Here is a 15556-nt window from a genome sequence, read left to right as displayed (position 1 = left end):
GACATAGTCACTCGCGATTACTCCTCGACTTTACCGCCAGCAGCTTCAAGAGCAGCTTTAGCGCCTTTAGTCAATGCAACACCTTGAACAGTGAATGCACGAGTGATTTCACCAGAAAGAACAACACGAGCACGCAACATATCTTTACGTACAACATTCGCAGCTTTCAAAGTTTCAAGTGAAATAATATCACCTTCAACTTTAGCAAGTTCAGACAAACGTACTTCAGCAGTTTTCAAAGCCAATTGGCTTGTGAAACCGAATTTAGGTAAACGACGATATAACGCAGTTTGACCACCTTCAAAGCCTGGACGAACGCCACCACTTTTACGTGATTTCTGACCTTTGACACCACGGCCACCAGTCTTACCGACACCAGAACCGATACCACGGCCTAAACGACGATTATCACGTTTTGCACCTTCAGCAGGTGCAAGCTCATTTAAACGCAGAGTCATGGCTTATTCCTCTACACTAACCATATAGTAGACTTTGTTGATCATACCACGGTTAGAAGGTGTATCTATTACTTCTACTGTATGACCAATACGACGCAGACCTAAACCTTGTAGGCAAAGTTTGTGATTTTTCAAACGATGCGAAGAAGATTTAGTCTGGGTAACTTTAATCGTTTTCATGATTGATTACCCTAAAATTTGTTCTACTGAAAGACCACGTTTAGCAGCAACTTTCTCAGGAGACGTCATATCACGTAAACCATTAAAAGTTGCATTTACAACGTTAGCCGCGTTAGTAGAACCATAACATTTCGTCAATACGTTACGTACACCAGCAGCTTCTAAAACTGCGCGCATAGAACCACCAGCGATTACGCCAGTACCTTCAGATGCAGGTTGCATGTAAACACGGCTAGCGCCATGACGAGCATGAATAGGATGTTGTACAGTACCATCAACAAGATCAACAGTGATCATGTTGCGGCGTGCAGCTTCAAGTGCTTTAGAAATAGCAGCTGGAACTTCACGCGCTTTACCGCGACCAAAACCTACACGACCATTACCATCACCCACAACAGTTAATGCTGTGAAAGAGAAGATACGACCACCCTTAACAACTTTGGCTACACGATCAACGGCAACCAGCTTTTCAACAAGACCTTCGTTTTGTTCAACTTTAGCCATGATTAGAACTCCAAGCCGTTTTCACGAGCAGCATCAGCCAAGGCTTTGATACGACCATGATATTTAAAACCAGAACGGTCAAATGCAACTTTAGTTACACCAGCAGCCTTTGCACGTTCTGCGATTAAAGCACCTACTTTAGTAGCTGAATCTACATTACCTGTAGTTCCGCTACGTAAAGATGCATCCAAAGTAGAAGCTTGCGCTAATACTTTGCCACCATCTGCAGAAATAACTTGAGCATAGATGTGACGCGGCGTGCGGTTTACACACAAGCGAGTCGCACCCAATGCACGAATGTGCAAGCGTGTGCTTTTCGCACGACGCAAACGGGATTGTTTCTTTTCGTTCATAAGAACCTCGCGCCTTATTTCTTCTTAGCTTCTTTACGAAGAACAACTTCGTCAGAATAGCGAACACCTTTACCTTTATACGGCTCTGGTGGACGATAACCACGGATTTCTGCAGCAACTTGACCTAACAATTGCTTGTTAGCTGATTTCAAAATGATTTCAGTAGCAGTCGGAGTTTCAGCAGTTACACCTTCAGGAAGAGCGTAATCAATCGGGTGAGAATAACCAAGGTTAAGGTTCACAACTGTACCTTTAACCGCAGCTTTATAACCAACACCGATAAGTTGTAACTTACGTTCGAAGCCTTCATTAACACCTTTTACAAGGTTATTAAGAACAGCGCGAGCAGTACCAGCTTGCATCCAAGAATCGCGAGATTCTTTAACTGGAGCAATATGAAGTTGACCTTCTTCCTGTTTAAGCTCGACCAGCGCATGCAGGTTGAAAGACAACGTACCTTTGCTGCCTTTCACTTCGACCTGCCGGCCGTTCTGAGTAACTGCTACACCGTTAGGTACAGTTACTGGGGCTTTAGCCACACGAGACATGAGGAATCACCTATTAAGAAACAAAAGCAATAACTTCACCACCAACGCCTGCAGCACGTGCAGCGCGATCAGTCATGATGCCTTTGCTTGTAGAAACAATTGCAATACCTAAACCTTGCTTAACGCTCGGAAGTGCATCTTTACCGCGATACTGACGTAGACCTGGACGGCTTACGCGTTTCACAGTTTCGATAACTGGTTTGCCTTCAAAATATTTTAAAGTAATTGTCAAAGTAGCTTTGCCTTCAAGATCAGCAACTTCTACATTTGAAATGTAACCTTCTTGTTGAAGTACGTTTGCAATTGCAACTTTCAACTTAGAATTAGGCATAGAAACAGTTTGTTTCTTTGCCATTTGTGCGTTACGAACACGTGTTAGCATGTCGGCAACGGTATCTTGCATACTCATTTATAGTCGCTCCTTACCAGCTTGCCTTAACAACGCCCGGTACATCACCCTGCATTACTGTGTCACGTAATTTGTTACGGCTTAAGCCGAACTTACGGAAGTAACCATGAGGACGACCAGTTAAACCACAACGGTTACGAAGACGTACTGGAGACGCATTACGTGGTAATGCTTGTAACTTCATCATCGCTTCGAAACGTTCTTCATCAGATGCATTTACGTTTGCAATCGTAGCTTTTAATTCAGCACGTTTTGCAGCGTATTTAGCAACTGTAGTTTCGCGTTTCAATTCGCGATTAATCATACTTTTCTTAGCCATATCGACCTCTTATTTGAACGGGAAGCCGAATGCACGGATTAGCGCACGGCCTTCGTCATCAGTACGAGCAGTCGTAGTGATAGTAATATCCATACCACGAATACGATCGATCTTATCAAAATCGATTTCAGGGAACATAATTTGTTCCTTGAGACCCATTGAATAATTACCACGACCATCGAATGATTTCGCAGAAAAACCGCGGAAGTCACGAATACGAGGGATAGCGATAGAGATCAAACGGTCTAAGAATTCGTACATTTGTTCGCCGCGTAAAGTTACTTTACAACCAATCGGCCAACCATCACGGATTTTAAAACCAGCGATTGATTTGCGCGCTAATGTAAGAACTGGTTTTTGACCAGCAATAGCTTGCATATCCGCCAAAGCGCCATCTAACAATTTCTTGTCAGCTGAAGCTGCACCAACACCCATGTTGATGGTGATTTTAGTAATGCGAGGAATTTCCATCACATTGCCCAAACCAAGTTCTTCTTTCAACTTAGCTCGGATTTCGTCGTTATAACGTGTTTTAAGTCTGGCCATAGCCTAGTTCAACCTATTACTTCGCTACCGCCACTGATTCACCATTTGATTTGTAAACGCGAGTTTTCACGCCTTCAATCACTTGGTAACCAACACGGTCAGCCTTTTGGGTTGCAGCATTAAAAACTGCCACGTTTGAAATATGAAGCGAAGCTTCTTGTGTAACAATAGCGCCTTCAGCACCTGTTGCACGGTTCGGCTTTTGATGCTTCTTAACTAAATTAAGGCCTTCAACCTTAACTTGGTCATTTGAAACAGACAAAACAGTACCCTGTTTGCCTTTTTCTTTACCTGCGATCACAATTACTTGATCGCCTTTTCTAATCTTAGCCATGATTGCCTCTATTATAGAACTTCAGGAGCCAATGAAATGATTTTCATGAACTGTTCAGTACGAAGTTCACGAGTCACTGGTCCGAAAATACGAGTGGCAATCGGAGCCTTGTTGTTGTTCAAGATAACTGCAGCATTATCATCGAAACGGATCACAGAACCGTCTGGACGACGAATACCGAATTTAGTACGAACTACAACTGCATTCATCACGTCACCTTTTTTAACACGGCCACGCGGAATTGCTTCTTTTACAGTAACTTTAATAATGTCGCCAACAGAAGCATAACGACGATGTGAACCACCAAGTACTTTAATACATTGTACGCGGCGAGCACCACTGTTGTCTGCTACGTCTAGCATACTTTCGGTCTGAATCATTGCCCTACTCCAAAACCGAGCATCACCGGTCGCAATTTCGAAAGGCTCAAAGAGTACTCGAAATTGACCGATGATGCAACAAGAACGTCTAATTACTCAGCAGCTGCTTCAATAACTTCCACTAAAGTCCAAGCTTTAGTTTTTGAAATTGGGCGGCTTTCTTTAATGGTTACAACATCGCCAGTTTTAGCAGTGTTGTTCTCATCATGAGCGTGTAATTTTGTTGAACGGCGGATTGATTTGCCATACAACGGGTGTTGAACGCGGCGTTCAATAAGTACAACAATAGACTTGTCCATTTTGTCACTTACTACTTTGCCTGTTAACGTGCGAACTGTTTGCTCACTCATTGTGCGTTCCCCTGTTTTTCGGTAAGGAGGGTCTTGATACGAGCAATAGTCTTACGAGTTAACGCAACTTCATGCGATTTACCCAATTGACCAGTTGCTTTCGCCATACGAAGACGGAATTGGTTAAGCTGTTGCTCATCAAGCAAAGCTGCCAACTCTTCTACCGATTTTTCACGTAGATCTTTAGTTTTCATTACATCACCGTCTTAGTAACGATAGTGGTTTTAAATGGAAGCTTAGCAGCTGCAAGCGTAAACGCTTCGCGTGCCAATTCTTCACTAACACCATCCATTTCGTACAAGATCTTACCTGGTTTGATTTGGCAAACCCAGTATTCCACAGAACCTTTACCTTTACCCATACGAACTTCTAATGGTTTTTCAGTAATTGGTTTGTCTGGGAAAACACGGATAAAGATCTTACCACCACGTTTAACACGACGGCTAATTGTACGACGCGCAGCTTCGATTTGACGAGCAGTCATTTGACCACGCTCAACAGATTTAAGTGCGATTGTACCGAAAGATACTGTGCTACCACGATGCGCTAGACCAGTGTTACGGCCTTTTTGCACCTTACGGAATTTAGTACGTTTAGGTTGCAACATGGATTATTCTCCTTTTTCAGCAGAACGATCATTGCGACGACCACGACGCTCTTGACCTTCACCACGACCGCGACCGCGTTTAGCTGGACGTTCTTCAGCAGGAGCAGGGTTCATGACTTGTTTCATGCCACCTAAGATCTCGCCACGGAAAATCCAAACTTTAACACCAATCGTACCGTAAGTAGTTTCAGCGCGCATAGTTGCATAGTCGATGTCAGCACGAAGTGTATGTAAAGGTACACGACCTTCACGATACCATTCAGTACGTGCAATTTCTGCACCACCTAAACGACCAGAAACTTCAACTTTGATACCTTTAGCACCAGCACGCATAGTGTTTTGAACCGCACGCTTCATAGCACGACGGAACATTACACGTTTCTCTAATTGTGAAGCAATTGCTTCAGCAACTAAACGAGCGTCTAAGTCTGGGCGATCGATTTCGTTGATGCTTACTTGCGCTGGAACACCCATAATCTTGGTAAGTTCACGCTGTAATTTCTCAATGTCTTCGCCTTTTTTACCGATAACGATACCTGGACGAGCAGTGCTAATTGTTACTTTAGCAGCGCCTGTAGGACGTTCGATAAGAATATTGCTGATCATCGCGCTTTTAAGTTTTTTAGTTAAAAACTCACGAACTTGAAGATCTTTAAGCAAGTATTCAGCGTATTGTTTCGGACTCGCATACCAGTTGGCGTTATGACGTTTTACAACACCAAGGCGGATACCGATTGGATGAACCTTCTGACCCATATCAAACCCCTACCTTAACGGTAATGTGACAAGTACGCTTAGTAATACGATCTGCACGGCCTTTAGCACGTGGCATAATACGTTTAAGGCTAGTGCCTTCATCAACGTAAATCGTAGTAACCTTAAGGTCGTCTACATCTAAACTGTTATTGTGTTCAGCGTTTGCAATTGCAGATTCCAATGCTTTTTTCACTACAACTGCAGCTTTTTTGTTGCTGAAGTTTAAGATATTAAGCGCGTGAGCAATAGATTTGCCACGGATTAGGTCTGCAACCAAACGAGTTTTTTGTGCCGAGATAGCGGCACCGCGTAATTTAGCAGTAACTTCCATCATAGCACCTTAACGTTTAGACTTCTTGTCAACACCGTGACCACGATAGGTACGAGTTGGCGCGAATTCACCGAGTTTGTGACCAACCATATGTTCAGATACGATCACTGGAACATGGTTACGACCATTATGTACAGAAATTGTTAAACCAACAAAATCCGGGAGGATCATCGAACGACGCGACCAAGTTTTGATCGGCTTACGGTTATTAGCCGCGATAGCCGCTTCAACCTTAGCGAACAAGTGCGCATCGACGAATGGGCCTTTTTTCAGAGAACGAGGCATTGTCAGATTCCTTTACTTGTTACTTAACGCGACGGTCGCGAATGATCATCTTAGTCGTACGCTTATTGGTACGAGTTTTGTACCCTTTAGCTTTTTGACCCCATGGGCTTACAGGTTGAATACCTTTGTTACGCCCTTCACCACCACCATGTGGATGGTCAACTGGGTTCATCGCCATACCACGAACGGTAGGACGAACACCACGCCAGCGTGCAGCACCTGCTTTACCAAGTGAACGAAGGTTGCTTTCTGAGTTAGATACTTCACCTAACACAGCGCGACATTCAACGTGTACTTTACGCATTTCGCCTGAACGAAGACGAATGATTGCGTAAGAACCGTCACGACCCAACAACTGAGCAGAAGTACCAGCAGAACGCACTAATTGTGCACCTTTACCGATTTTAAGCTCAATGTTATGTAATGTAGAACCGATAGGCATATTACGAAGCGGTAAGCAGTTACCTGGACGAATTGGAGCATCGTTACCAGATTGTACTTTATCGCCAGCACGTAAGCCTTTAGCAGCAATAATATAACGACGCTCACCGTCAGCATATTTCAATAAAGCAATATGTGATGTACGGTTAGGATCGTATTCAATACGTTCAACTACAGCAGGGATGCCGTCTTTGTTACGTTTGAAGTCAACGATACGGTAGTTTTGTTTATGACCACCACCAACGTGACGAGTTGTAATGTGACCGTTATTATTACGACCACCAGTACGTTTTTTAGCTTCAACCAACGGTGCATAAGGCGCGCCTTTGTGAAGATGATTATGAACCACCTTCTCTACAAAGCGACGTCCTGGAGACGTTGGCTTACATTTTTGAATTGGCATAATTTTCGTCCTTATTCCGCTGTGCTTTCAGCGGTATCGCCCAAGTCAGCCATTTCAACATCTTGGCCAGCTTTCAGGGTGACGTATGCTTTTTTAACATCAGAACGACGTCCTAATGTTTTACCAAAGCGTTTAGTCTTACCTTTAGTGATAGTCGTGTTAACTTTAACAACTTCTACACCAAATAATTGCTCTACTGCTTTTTTGATTTCAAGTTTGTTTGCATCGATAGCAACTTTAAAAACTTGAACACCAGCAGTTTCGCCTAGAACTTGTGCTTTTTCTGAAAAAACAGGCCCTTTTAGGACTTGATAGATACGTTCGTTGTTCATCCGAGTTCTACCTCAATCTTCTTAGCAGCCGCAACAGACATAACAACTTTATCAAACGCGATCAAGCCAACAGGATCGATCCCAGCAGCATCAACCACATCAACGTGTGGAAGGTTACGAGCAGCTAAATATAGATTTTCATCTACAGCTTCAGTAACGATTAATGCGCGAGTAGCGTTCAAGCCGTTTAGTTTTGCAAGCAATTCTTTAGTTTTTGGAGCTTCAACTGCAAACTCTTCAACCAATACAAGACGATCTTGGCGAACAAGTTCAGCTAAGATACATTGCATTGCACCGCGGTACATTTTGCGGTTTACTTTTTGAGACCAATCTTGTGGACGAGCAGCAAAAGTTTTACCACCACCAACCCAGATTGGGCTACGAATAGAACCAGCACGAGCGCGGCCAGTACCTTTTTGACGGAATGGTTTTTTACCACCGCCAGAAACGTCTGCACGTGACTTCTGAGCTTTAGAGCCTTGACGACCACCAGCTAAATAAGCTGTAACAACTTGGTGTACAAGAGCTTCATTAAATTCACGTCCGAAAGCAACTTCAGACAATTCAACAGCAGAGCCGGAAACAGTTTTTAAATTCACGTTATTTCCCCTCAGGCCTTGATCGTAGGACGAACGATAACGTCGCCACCAGTAGCACCAGGAATCGCACCTTTAACAACAAGAACTGAACGTTCTGCGTCGATAGATACAATTTCAAGACCTTGTACAGTTACGCGATCATCACCTAAGTGACCAGGCATTTTTTTGCCTTTGAACACGCGACCAGGAGTCTGGTTTTGACCTGTAGAACCAATTACACGGTGAGATACTGAGTTACCATGTGTAGCATCTTGCGTACGGAAGTTCCAACGCTTAACACCACCCTGGAAGCCTTTACCTTTTGATTGACCAGTAACGTCAACAACTTGACCTACTGCGAACAAATCAACACCGATAGTGCCACCAACTTCACGACCTTCAAGATCAGCTTCTGCAACGCGGAATTCTTTAACTAAACGACCAGCAGCAACACCAGCTTTCGCAAAGTGACCTTTCTGAGCATTTGTTACGCGAGATTCGCGACGTTCACCAGTAGTGATTTGAATCGCTTGATAACCATCAGTTTCAAGCGTTTTGATTTGAGTGATACGGTTAGGATCAACCTCAATCACTGTTACAGGCACAGAAACACCAGCATCTGTAAAGATACGTGTCATACCGCACTTGCGACCGACTAAACCAATAGCCATGTGCATAAACCTCTAAAAAAGCGGCCTAATTAACTTATAGAGCGTTAATTAACCGAAAGCCTTAACCCAATGCGATCTGAACATCAACACCAGCTGCAAGATCCAACTTCATCAACGCATCTACAGTTTTATCTGTAGGTTGAACGATGTCGATCAAACGTTTATATGTGCGGATTTCATATTGGTCACGCGCATCTTTGTTCACGTGTGGTGATGTTAAAACGTTAAAACGTTCGATGCGAGTAGGCATCGGAATTGGACCACACACTTGTGCGCCAGTACGTTTTGCTGTTTCTACGATCTCTTGAGAAGATTGATCAATTAAACGATGATCAAAAGACTTAAGACGGATACGAATTCTCTGGTTAGACATACCAGTTAACTCCAAGCCAAATATATAAAGAATCACCCTTGACGCATCTCACCCCACTAAATAAGGTAAGTGTCAAAGGCAGTGAAAATCACTAAGGTCGTGATCGATGCCACGACTGTAACGATCTGAATGACTTTCTTCGCCATTCACCCCACCATATCGGAGGGTCGCTCATTATAACGATTGTTTAACACTTAAGCAAACTTATTTGGACATTTTTACCTTTTTTTGAGTAATTAATTATAAATAAAGCGCTTATTATTTAAACACCAGCTTAAACCCTTAAAACGTAGTCAATCGCATGATTGAGCAACTGATTCCCAATCACATAATCCGTTTGTTGCGATTTTTTTAGCTTCAATAATGATTGACTGTGTACTCCACTAAACACCATATCTTCTTCTTCATGCTCAATGAAGATTTTTAGGCTATGCGGGGTGATTTCTGGATGGAACTGAAACCCCAATACATTTTTACCAATCTGATAAAGTTGGTTGGGACATGCTGGATTCTCCGCCAAACGAATTGCGCCTTTAGGAATATCAAAGGTCTCACTATGCCATTGCATGACATTGACCCGCTCAGGCAATTGGAAATAACCTTCTGGCACATGGTTGCTTTTATTGACCAAGGTCCAGCCAATCTCTTGCACAGTATTACGCCGAACATTGGCACCTAGAGCATTGGCTATCAACTGCCCACCCAAACACAACCCGATTGCGGGCTTTTCCGAAGCCAAATAACGGCGAATCCATCGTTTTTCGACCTTTAACCAAGGATAGTTGGCTTCATCATTTACACTCATTTCCCCACCCATAATGATGAGTAAATCCACATCATTGACATGCGGTAAAGCTTCTATTTCTAATTGTGAATCTGTGGGTAAAGCAAAAAATTCTGTTGCAGTAATTTCTGCGCCCATTGCTTTTAAATACTCATAACAGCTACCAAAGCCTTCACCTGCAATATGCTGAAAATAATGCACTTTAAGTTTTTTCATGTTATCACCTATTCTTGTTGTATCAATTACGCTACAAACCACAAAACATAGTTGGATAAATGCAAAAATGAAGCCAATATCAATTTTATTTATTATTTTTCACAATTTATTGCTTTTCGTCACTGAGCGATTATGTTTTGCTTACTTTAGTCCGGCTATTAACAAAAATTGAGTATTCCTGTGAAACAAAAACCAGTTACTGCTTTAATTCATTCTTCTCGTAAAGCACCACAATATATAAATACAATACAGCCTCCCCTATTTCGTGCGTCAACAATTATATTTGAAAATACCGATGCACTATTTAACCGCCATTGGACAGATCGTTATGACTATAGTTACGGCACACATGGCACGCCGACAACGTTTACCCTAGGTGATCACATTGCCCAAATTGAAGGTGGTGAATATTGCTTGCTTGCGCCCAGTGGTTTATCTGCAATTAATCTGGTCAATTCATGTTTTTTGAGTCATGGAGATGAAGTCTGGGTTGCAGACAATATCTATGGTCCCAACATGGAACATCTACGTCATCTTGAAAAAAGTTATGGCATTATCGTTCAAGTTTACAATCCTATCGATGCAGACACATTCCAACCCAATGAAAATGCCAAACTGATTTGGCTAGAAGCCGCAGGTTCAGTCACACTCGAATTTCCTGATTTGGTGAGTTTAGTCAAAAAAGCCAAAGCAAAAAATATCCTCACGGCTTTGGACAATACCTGGGGCGCTGGCCTAGCGTTTAATGCCTTTGATTTTAGTCATGAACATTTAAGTGTAGATATCAGCGTACACGCCTTAACCAAATACCCAAGTGGTGGTGGCGATATGTTAATGGGATCTGTTGTCACTCAAGATAAAGCTTTACATCATAAACTGTTCCGTATGCATGCCATCCAAGGTATCGCGATTTCGGGTGATGATGCCGCACAAGTACAGCGTAGTTTGGCCTCAATGCAAATTCGTTATGAGCATCAGTCTCAAAGTGCTTTAAAGATTTTAAATTGGTTAAAGAATCAAAATGCGTTTGCTCAAGTTTTACATCCTGCGGATTCTGACAATATAAGCCACACCTATTGGAACCAGACCTGTCAAACAGGACAAAGCGCTGGTCTTGTTAGTGTTATTTTTAAACCTGAGTTTGATATCAACAAAATCAGAAAGTTTTGTGATCATTTATCTTTATTTAAACTCGGTTTTAGTTGGGGTGGTCCTGTCAGCTTAGTCATGATTTATAATCTGACTGACATGCGTCATTTAGAACGCGCACATCTAGAGCAAGGTCTATTGGTTCGTTTCTGTATTGGCTTAGAGCATCCAGACGATTTAATCCAAGATATTCAAAACGCACTTCAAGCCATTCAAGCTTAATATTTCAACTCAGCAGGCTTAATACATAATATCTGGGTCTTTGCTATATCAAATGATGGCAAGGGCCTTACACTCACCTCTAAACACGATTAAGCACAGAGGTCATTCAGCGAAAAGTACATTTAGCTTTTACTTATTCCCTGTGCATTTCAAGACATAATCCGCACTCCCCCTACATTCATATTCAACAATAAAAACAGATTTACAACATCATCATTTAATGCAATTTTGTATAACAACAATGATATAAATATTGAGTCAGATGAAGAATATCCAAACTCAAATTAAAGCTATAGGAATAACAATGGGCACACCAATCGTCATCGCAAAAAAAACTTCAGATACAACACAAGATATTGTATTACATTCACAATTTGCTAACCGTCATGGCTTAATTGCAGGCGCCACAGGGACAGGTAAAACCATTACCCTTAAAGTGCTTGCTGAAAGTTTTTCACGGATTGGTGTACCCGTATTTCTTGCCGATGCCAAAGGGGATGTTTCCAGTATAGCCAAAGCAGGTTCAACCAATCCTAAATTTGAAGAACGCATTAAAAGCTTAGGGATAGACAGTGTTCCTTTTGCTGCGTCACCGACTATTTTTTGGGATTTATTTGGTGAGCAAGGACATCCGATCCGTACCACAATCTCTGAAATTGGCCCACTATTACTTTCGCAAATGCTGAATTTGAATGACACTCAAGAAGGTGTGCTTTCAGCGGTGTTCCGTGTTGCAGATGATCAAGGCTTACTGTTAATTGATTTTAAAGATTTAAAAGCCATGCTGACCTATGTCAGTGAAAATGCGGCAGCTTTAAAAGCAGAATACGGCAATCTCTCACCAGCAAGTTTAGGTGCTATTCAGCGCAATCTATTGTCCTTAGGTGATCAGGGCGGTCAACGTTTCTTTGGTGAGCCAAGTCTTGATATTATGGATTTTATCCAAACTGATGCCAATGGACATGGTTATATCAACCTATTGGCTGCGGATAAGCTGATGAACACACCAAAGCTCTATGCAACCTTCCTGCTGTGGATGCTTTCAGAATTATTTGAAAAGCTACCTGAAGTCGGTGACTTAGATAAGCCAAAATTGGTGTTCTTTTTTGATGAAGCGCATTTGCTCTTTGATAATGCCAGCCCAGCTTTACAAGAAAAAATTCAACAAGTGGTCCGTCTAATTCGCTCTAAAGGTGTCGGAATTTATTTCATCTCACAAAGCCCATTAGATATTCCAGAAAATGTTTTAGGACAACTGGGCAACCGTGTACAACATGCCTTACGCGCGTTTACCCCTAAAGATCAAAAAGCAGTAAAAACTGCTGCTGATACTTTCCGCGCTAATCCAGAGTTTAAAGTAGATCAAGCAATTACAGAACTGGCTGTCGGTGAAGCGCTTATTAGTTGCCTAGATGAACAAGGTACACCTCAAGTGGTTGAACGAGCGATGGTGATGCCACCCTACTCATCATTTAGCCCAATTACTTTAGATGAACGAAAAGCCTTGATGGCACAAAGTATTGTTGCGGGTGTTTATGACAATGAAGTGGATCGTGATAGCGCTTATGAAATGCTACAACGTAAAGTTTCTGATAGCTCACAACAACAGGTGGCTTTTGATGCAGTGGCTCAACAAGCCAAGCAATTAGAAGAGCTCACCAAGCAACAACAGACCATCGATAAACAACAAGCCAAAGAGCAAGAACGCTTAGAAAAAGAGGAAGCAAAAGCTGCAGCTGCACGTGCCAAACTGACTCAAGATGTGATCGGAACTTTTGCTAAAAGCGCCGCAAGAACCTTAGGCGGTCCTACAGGGCAAAAACTGGTCCGCGGTTTGTTAGGTTCATTATTTGGTGGGCGTTGATTCGTTTAAACACAAATATGAGGAGCGTTAGCGCTCCTTTTTTATTCTCCATTTTTATAGCTTATCTTCTTACTTATGTTTTTATTCGCTTATCCCGCTTATCAAGCCCGCTAAACATATCTAAAAGTATATCTAAAAACTTATTCAAAAAAATCATCTAAAAAACTTAAAAATAAATTCAAATATTTCAATCAATAAAGCTTAAATTCAAACTAAACCATAATTATTTTATGTGTTTTTCTTAAAGGTGTATTGCAAATACATTTTATAAGGTATATTTTAAATACATCTTATAAATGACAGCCAAGAGAGATCAACAATGACTCCGCAGCAAATTGACCTTGTAAAAGCAACAGTTCCTGTTCTTCGCGAAAATGGTGTAGCACTTACCGGTTATTTTTATAATCGCATGCTCGGCAATAATCCTGAATTAAAAGAAACCTTTAACATGGGGCATCAACGCAGTGGTGCTCAGGCGCAAGCCTTGGCTGGTGCTGTTTTAGCATATGCTGAAAATATTGAAGATCCTTCAGTACTTTTGCCTGTGGTTGAACTGATTGCCCATAAACATGTCAGTCTGAATATTCAAGCACCTGATTACAACATTGTCGGTGAAAACCTATTACATTCAATTAGTGAAGTATTAACTATTTCGATGGAAGATCCATTAATTGACGCATGGGCTGCAGCTTATGGGCAATTGGCCGATCTATTTATCAGTACTGAAAAAGCGATTTATGAACAGCACCAACAAACTCAAGGCAGCTGGTTAGGCTGGCGTAAATTTAAAATCGCTAAAAAAGTGAATGAAAGTGAAGAAATTACCTCTTTCTATCTTGCACCAGTCGATGGTGGCGCATTACCTAAATATGAAGCGGGTCAATATATTTCAGTGCGCGTATTTGTTGAAGCATTAGGCTTAAAACAACCACGTCAATACACGCTATCGACAAGCCCACAAGCAGACTATTTACGTATTTCAGTTAAACGTGAAGATGAAAAAGGTGATTTGGCAAGTGGTTGGGTATCAAATACTTTACATGGCTTAGCTGAAGGTTCAGAAATTGAAGTGTCTGCTCCAACAGGTAACTTCTACCTGATTGATAGTAGCAAACGTAATGTCTTCATTAGTGCGGGTGTAGGTTTAACCCCAATGATTGCAATGCTTAACCAATTGGTGACTTTAGACATGCCTCAACCGGCTAGCTTTATCCATGCATGTCGCAGTAGCCAAGTACATGCGATGAAACAACATATCCAAGAGCAAAAAACTAAATTCCCACGTCTCAGTACATTTACAGCTTATGAGTTCCCACATAGCGGTGATGTTATAGGTGAGGACTATGATGTGGCTGGTCGTTTAGACTTAGCAACGCTTGATACAGCATTACTCCCAGCCCATGCTGATTATTATCTTTGTGGCCCAATACCATTTATGCAACAACAACACCAAGCATTGGTGGCTCGTGGTATTAAACCTGAACAAATTCATAGTGAAGCGTTTGGTACGGGTGGTGCAGGTATCTAAATCTCCATCCGTTCTTTATAAGGCTGGTCTATGATAGACTGGCCTTATTTATTTCAGGATGAGATACATCTTTACCCATAGATGAGCAGCCTACATGCAACTAAATAAATTTACCGACTATGCCCTGCGCATCTTAATGTACATCGCGCCTCCAAAAGATGTGCCTTATACAATTGCCGAAATTGCAGAAGATTTACATGTTTCAGAAAATCACTTGGTCAAAATTGTGCATTTTATGGGAAAACAAGGTTGGTTGATTACCACACGAGGTAAAGGCGGTGGTTTGCGCTTAAACCCAGATATCTTAGAATTTCGCTTAGGATATATTGTACGAATTCTCCAACGTGATGCACAAATTGTAGAGTGCAATACGCCACCTTGTGTACTACGTCCACGCTGCGGCTTAAAGGGTATTTTAGATCAAGCCGTTGAACAGTTTTATCAAAGCCTAGATCACTATACTGTTGCCGATGTTCTCAATGCGCCACCACAACATCCAAAGATCGTAAACTCGCCTATTCCCAATCTCAATGTTTAAGTCACAAAAGCTCATCGCCCAGCATCTCAATAACCAATATCTCAGTTAACACGATCAAAATTCGCTTGAATCACCGACTTCCTTTATAATGCACTTT

General features: G+C 41.9%; 25 protein-coding genes and 1 pseudogene. 4 read left to right on the top strand and 22 right to left on the bottom strand.

What is annotated here, in order from left to right; translation table 11 throughout:
- Positions 1-17: 17 nt before the first annotated feature.
- The 22 genes and pseudogenes from rplO to L3V46_RS02060 all read right to left on the bottom strand — a co-directional run bounded on the left by rplO (position 18) and on the right by L3V46_RS02060 (position 10158).
- Complete coding sequence (gene rplO, locus L3V46_RS02165; protein ID WP_004725719.1) at positions 18-458, bottom strand: 50S ribosomal protein L15; 441 nt, start codon at positions 456-458, stop codon at positions 18-20.
- 3 nt (positions 459-461) lie between these two features.
- Positions 462-638, bottom strand: a complete 177-nt coding sequence (gene rpmD, locus L3V46_RS02160; protein ID WP_004725717.1) for a 50S ribosomal protein L30 — start codon at positions 636-638, stop codon at positions 462-464.
- 6 nt (positions 639-644) lie between these two features.
- Entirely contained in the window at positions 645-1142 is a 498-nt protein-coding gene (rpsE, locus tag L3V46_RS02155) for a 30S ribosomal protein S5 (protein WP_004725715.1), read from the bottom strand.
- Between the two features lie 2 nt (positions 1143-1144).
- Positions 1145-1495: a 50S ribosomal protein L18 gene (gene rplR, locus L3V46_RS02150; RefSeq protein WP_004725713.1), complete on the bottom strand. Its 351-nt coding sequence runs from the start codon at positions 1493-1495 to the stop codon at positions 1145-1147.
- 14 nt (positions 1496-1509) lie between these two features.
- A complete protein-coding gene (gene rplF / locus L3V46_RS02145) occupies positions 1510-2043 on the bottom strand; it encodes a 50S ribosomal protein L6 (protein ID WP_004725711.1) in 534 nt (177 codons plus the stop codon).
- Between the two features lie 13 nt (positions 2044-2056).
- A complete protein-coding gene (gene rpsH / locus L3V46_RS02140) occupies positions 2057-2452 on the bottom strand; it encodes a 30S ribosomal protein S8 (RefSeq protein WP_004725709.1) in 396 nt (131 codons plus the stop codon).
- Between the two features lie 13 nt (positions 2453-2465).
- On the bottom strand, positions 2466-2771 hold the full coding sequence (gene rpsN, locus L3V46_RS02135) for a 30S ribosomal protein S14 (RefSeq protein WP_004725707.1): 306 nt from the start codon (positions 2769-2771) through the stop codon (positions 2466-2468).
- 9 nt (positions 2772-2780) lie between these two features.
- Complete coding sequence (gene rplE, locus L3V46_RS02130) at positions 2781-3317, bottom strand: 50S ribosomal protein L5 (RefSeq protein ID WP_004725705.1); 537 nt, start codon at positions 3315-3317, stop codon at positions 2781-2783.
- Positions 3318-3333: 16 nt separating this feature from the next.
- The gene (gene rplX, locus L3V46_RS02125; RefSeq protein ID WP_004725703.1) at positions 3334-3651 is read right to left on the bottom strand and encodes a 50S ribosomal protein L24; all 318 of its coding nucleotides are present in this window, start codon (positions 3649-3651) and stop codon (positions 3334-3336) included.
- A gap of 11 nt (positions 3652-3662) precedes the next feature.
- Entirely contained in the window at positions 3663-4031 is a 369-nt protein-coding gene (gene rplN, locus L3V46_RS02120) for a 50S ribosomal protein L14 (RefSeq protein WP_004725701.1), read from the bottom strand.
- A 92-nt stretch (positions 4032-4123) separates the two neighbouring features.
- Positions 4124-4381, bottom strand: a complete 258-nt coding sequence (gene rpsQ, locus L3V46_RS02115; RefSeq protein ID WP_004725698.1) for a 30S ribosomal protein S17 — start codon at positions 4379-4381, stop codon at positions 4124-4126.
- Positions 4378-4575, bottom strand: coding sequence for a 50S ribosomal protein L29 (rpmC, locus tag L3V46_RS02110; protein WP_004725696.1), 198 nt, complete (start codon positions 4573-4575; stop codon positions 4378-4380). The genes rpsQ and rpmC overlap by 4 nt, the downstream gene beginning before the upstream one ends.
- Positions 4575-4988 (bottom strand): 50S ribosomal protein L16, encoded by a 414-nt coding sequence (gene rplP / locus L3V46_RS02105; protein WP_004725694.1) that lies wholly within the window; start codon positions 4986-4988, stop codon positions 4575-4577. Before rplP ends, rpmC begins: the two co-directional genes overlap by 1 nt.
- Positions 4928-5744 (bottom strand): annotated as a pseudogene (gene rpsC, locus L3V46_RS02100) (30S ribosomal protein S3). The gene rplP and the pseudogene rpsC overlap by 61 nt, the downstream one beginning before the upstream one ends.
- A 1-nt stretch (position 5745) precedes the next feature.
- The gene (gene rplV, locus L3V46_RS02095) at positions 5746-6075 is read right to left on the bottom strand and encodes a 50S ribosomal protein L22 (protein ID WP_004816873.1); all 330 of its coding nucleotides are present in this window, start codon (positions 6073-6075) and stop codon (positions 5746-5748) included.
- Between the two features lie 9 nt (positions 6076-6084).
- Positions 6085-6360, bottom strand: a complete 276-nt coding sequence (gene rpsS / locus L3V46_RS02090; RefSeq protein WP_004281508.1) for a 30S ribosomal protein S19 — start codon at positions 6358-6360, stop codon at positions 6085-6087.
- Between the two features lie 19 nt (positions 6361-6379).
- Positions 6380-7204, bottom strand: coding sequence for a 50S ribosomal protein L2 (gene rplB, locus L3V46_RS02085; RefSeq protein WP_004725686.1), 825 nt, complete (start codon positions 7202-7204; stop codon positions 6380-6382).
- Positions 7205-7215: 11 nt separating this feature from the next.
- Positions 7216-7536: a 50S ribosomal protein L23 gene (rplW, locus tag L3V46_RS02080; protein WP_004725684.1), complete on the bottom strand. Its 321-nt coding sequence runs from the start codon at positions 7534-7536 to the stop codon at positions 7216-7218.
- Positions 7533-8135, bottom strand: a complete 603-nt coding sequence (gene rplD, locus L3V46_RS02075; protein WP_004816870.1) for a 50S ribosomal protein L4 — start codon at positions 8133-8135, stop codon at positions 7533-7535. The genes rplW and rplD overlap by 4 nt, the downstream gene beginning before the upstream one ends.
- 11 nt (positions 8136-8146) lie before the next feature.
- The gene (gene rplC / locus L3V46_RS02070) at positions 8147-8785 is read right to left on the bottom strand and encodes a 50S ribosomal protein L3 (protein WP_004816868.1); all 639 of its coding nucleotides are present in this window, start codon (positions 8783-8785) and stop codon (positions 8147-8149) included.
- A 61-nt stretch (positions 8786-8846) separates the two neighbouring features.
- Positions 8847-9158 (bottom strand): 30S ribosomal protein S10, encoded by a 312-nt coding sequence (gene rpsJ / locus L3V46_RS02065; protein ID WP_004725677.1) that lies wholly within the window; start codon positions 9156-9158, stop codon positions 8847-8849.
- A 274-nt stretch (positions 9159-9432) separates the two neighbouring features.
- Entirely contained in the window at positions 9433-10158 is a 726-nt protein-coding gene (locus L3V46_RS02060; RefSeq protein WP_004725673.1) for a type 1 glutamine amidotransferase, read from the bottom strand.
- Between the two features lie 180 nt (positions 10159-10338).
- On the opposite strand from L3V46_RS02060, the gene L3V46_RS02055 reads away from it, so the two are divergent.
- The 4 genes from L3V46_RS02055 (at position 10339) to L3V46_RS02040 (ending at position 15459) form a co-directional block, all read left to right on the top strand.
- On the top strand, positions 10339-11529 hold the full coding sequence (locus tag L3V46_RS02055; RefSeq protein WP_239044814.1) for a PLP-dependent transferase: 1191 nt from the start codon (positions 10339-10341) through the stop codon (positions 11527-11529).
- Between the two features lie 304 nt (positions 11530-11833).
- Entirely contained in the window at positions 11834-13393 is a 1560-nt protein-coding gene (locus L3V46_RS02050) for a helicase HerA-like domain-containing protein (RefSeq protein ID WP_239044813.1), read from the top strand.
- Between the two features lie 319 nt (positions 13394-13712).
- Positions 13713-14921, top strand: a complete 1209-nt coding sequence (gene hmpA, locus L3V46_RS02045; protein ID WP_239044812.1) for an NO-inducible flavohemoprotein — start codon at positions 13713-13715, stop codon at positions 14919-14921.
- Between the two features lie 94 nt (positions 14922-15015).
- A complete protein-coding gene (locus tag L3V46_RS02040) occupies positions 15016-15459 on the top strand; it encodes an Rrf2 family transcriptional regulator (RefSeq protein WP_004725666.1) in 444 nt (147 codons plus the stop codon).
- Positions 15460-15556: the final 97 nt, after the last annotated feature.

Origin of the sequence: Acinetobacter sp. AG3, from assembly GCF_022343575.1 — a bacterium.
Classification (GTDB): Bacteria; Pseudomonadota; Gammaproteobacteria; order Pseudomonadales; family Moraxellaceae; genus Acinetobacter; species Acinetobacter guillouiae.
This window is presented reverse-complemented; position numbering and strand designations above follow the sequence as displayed.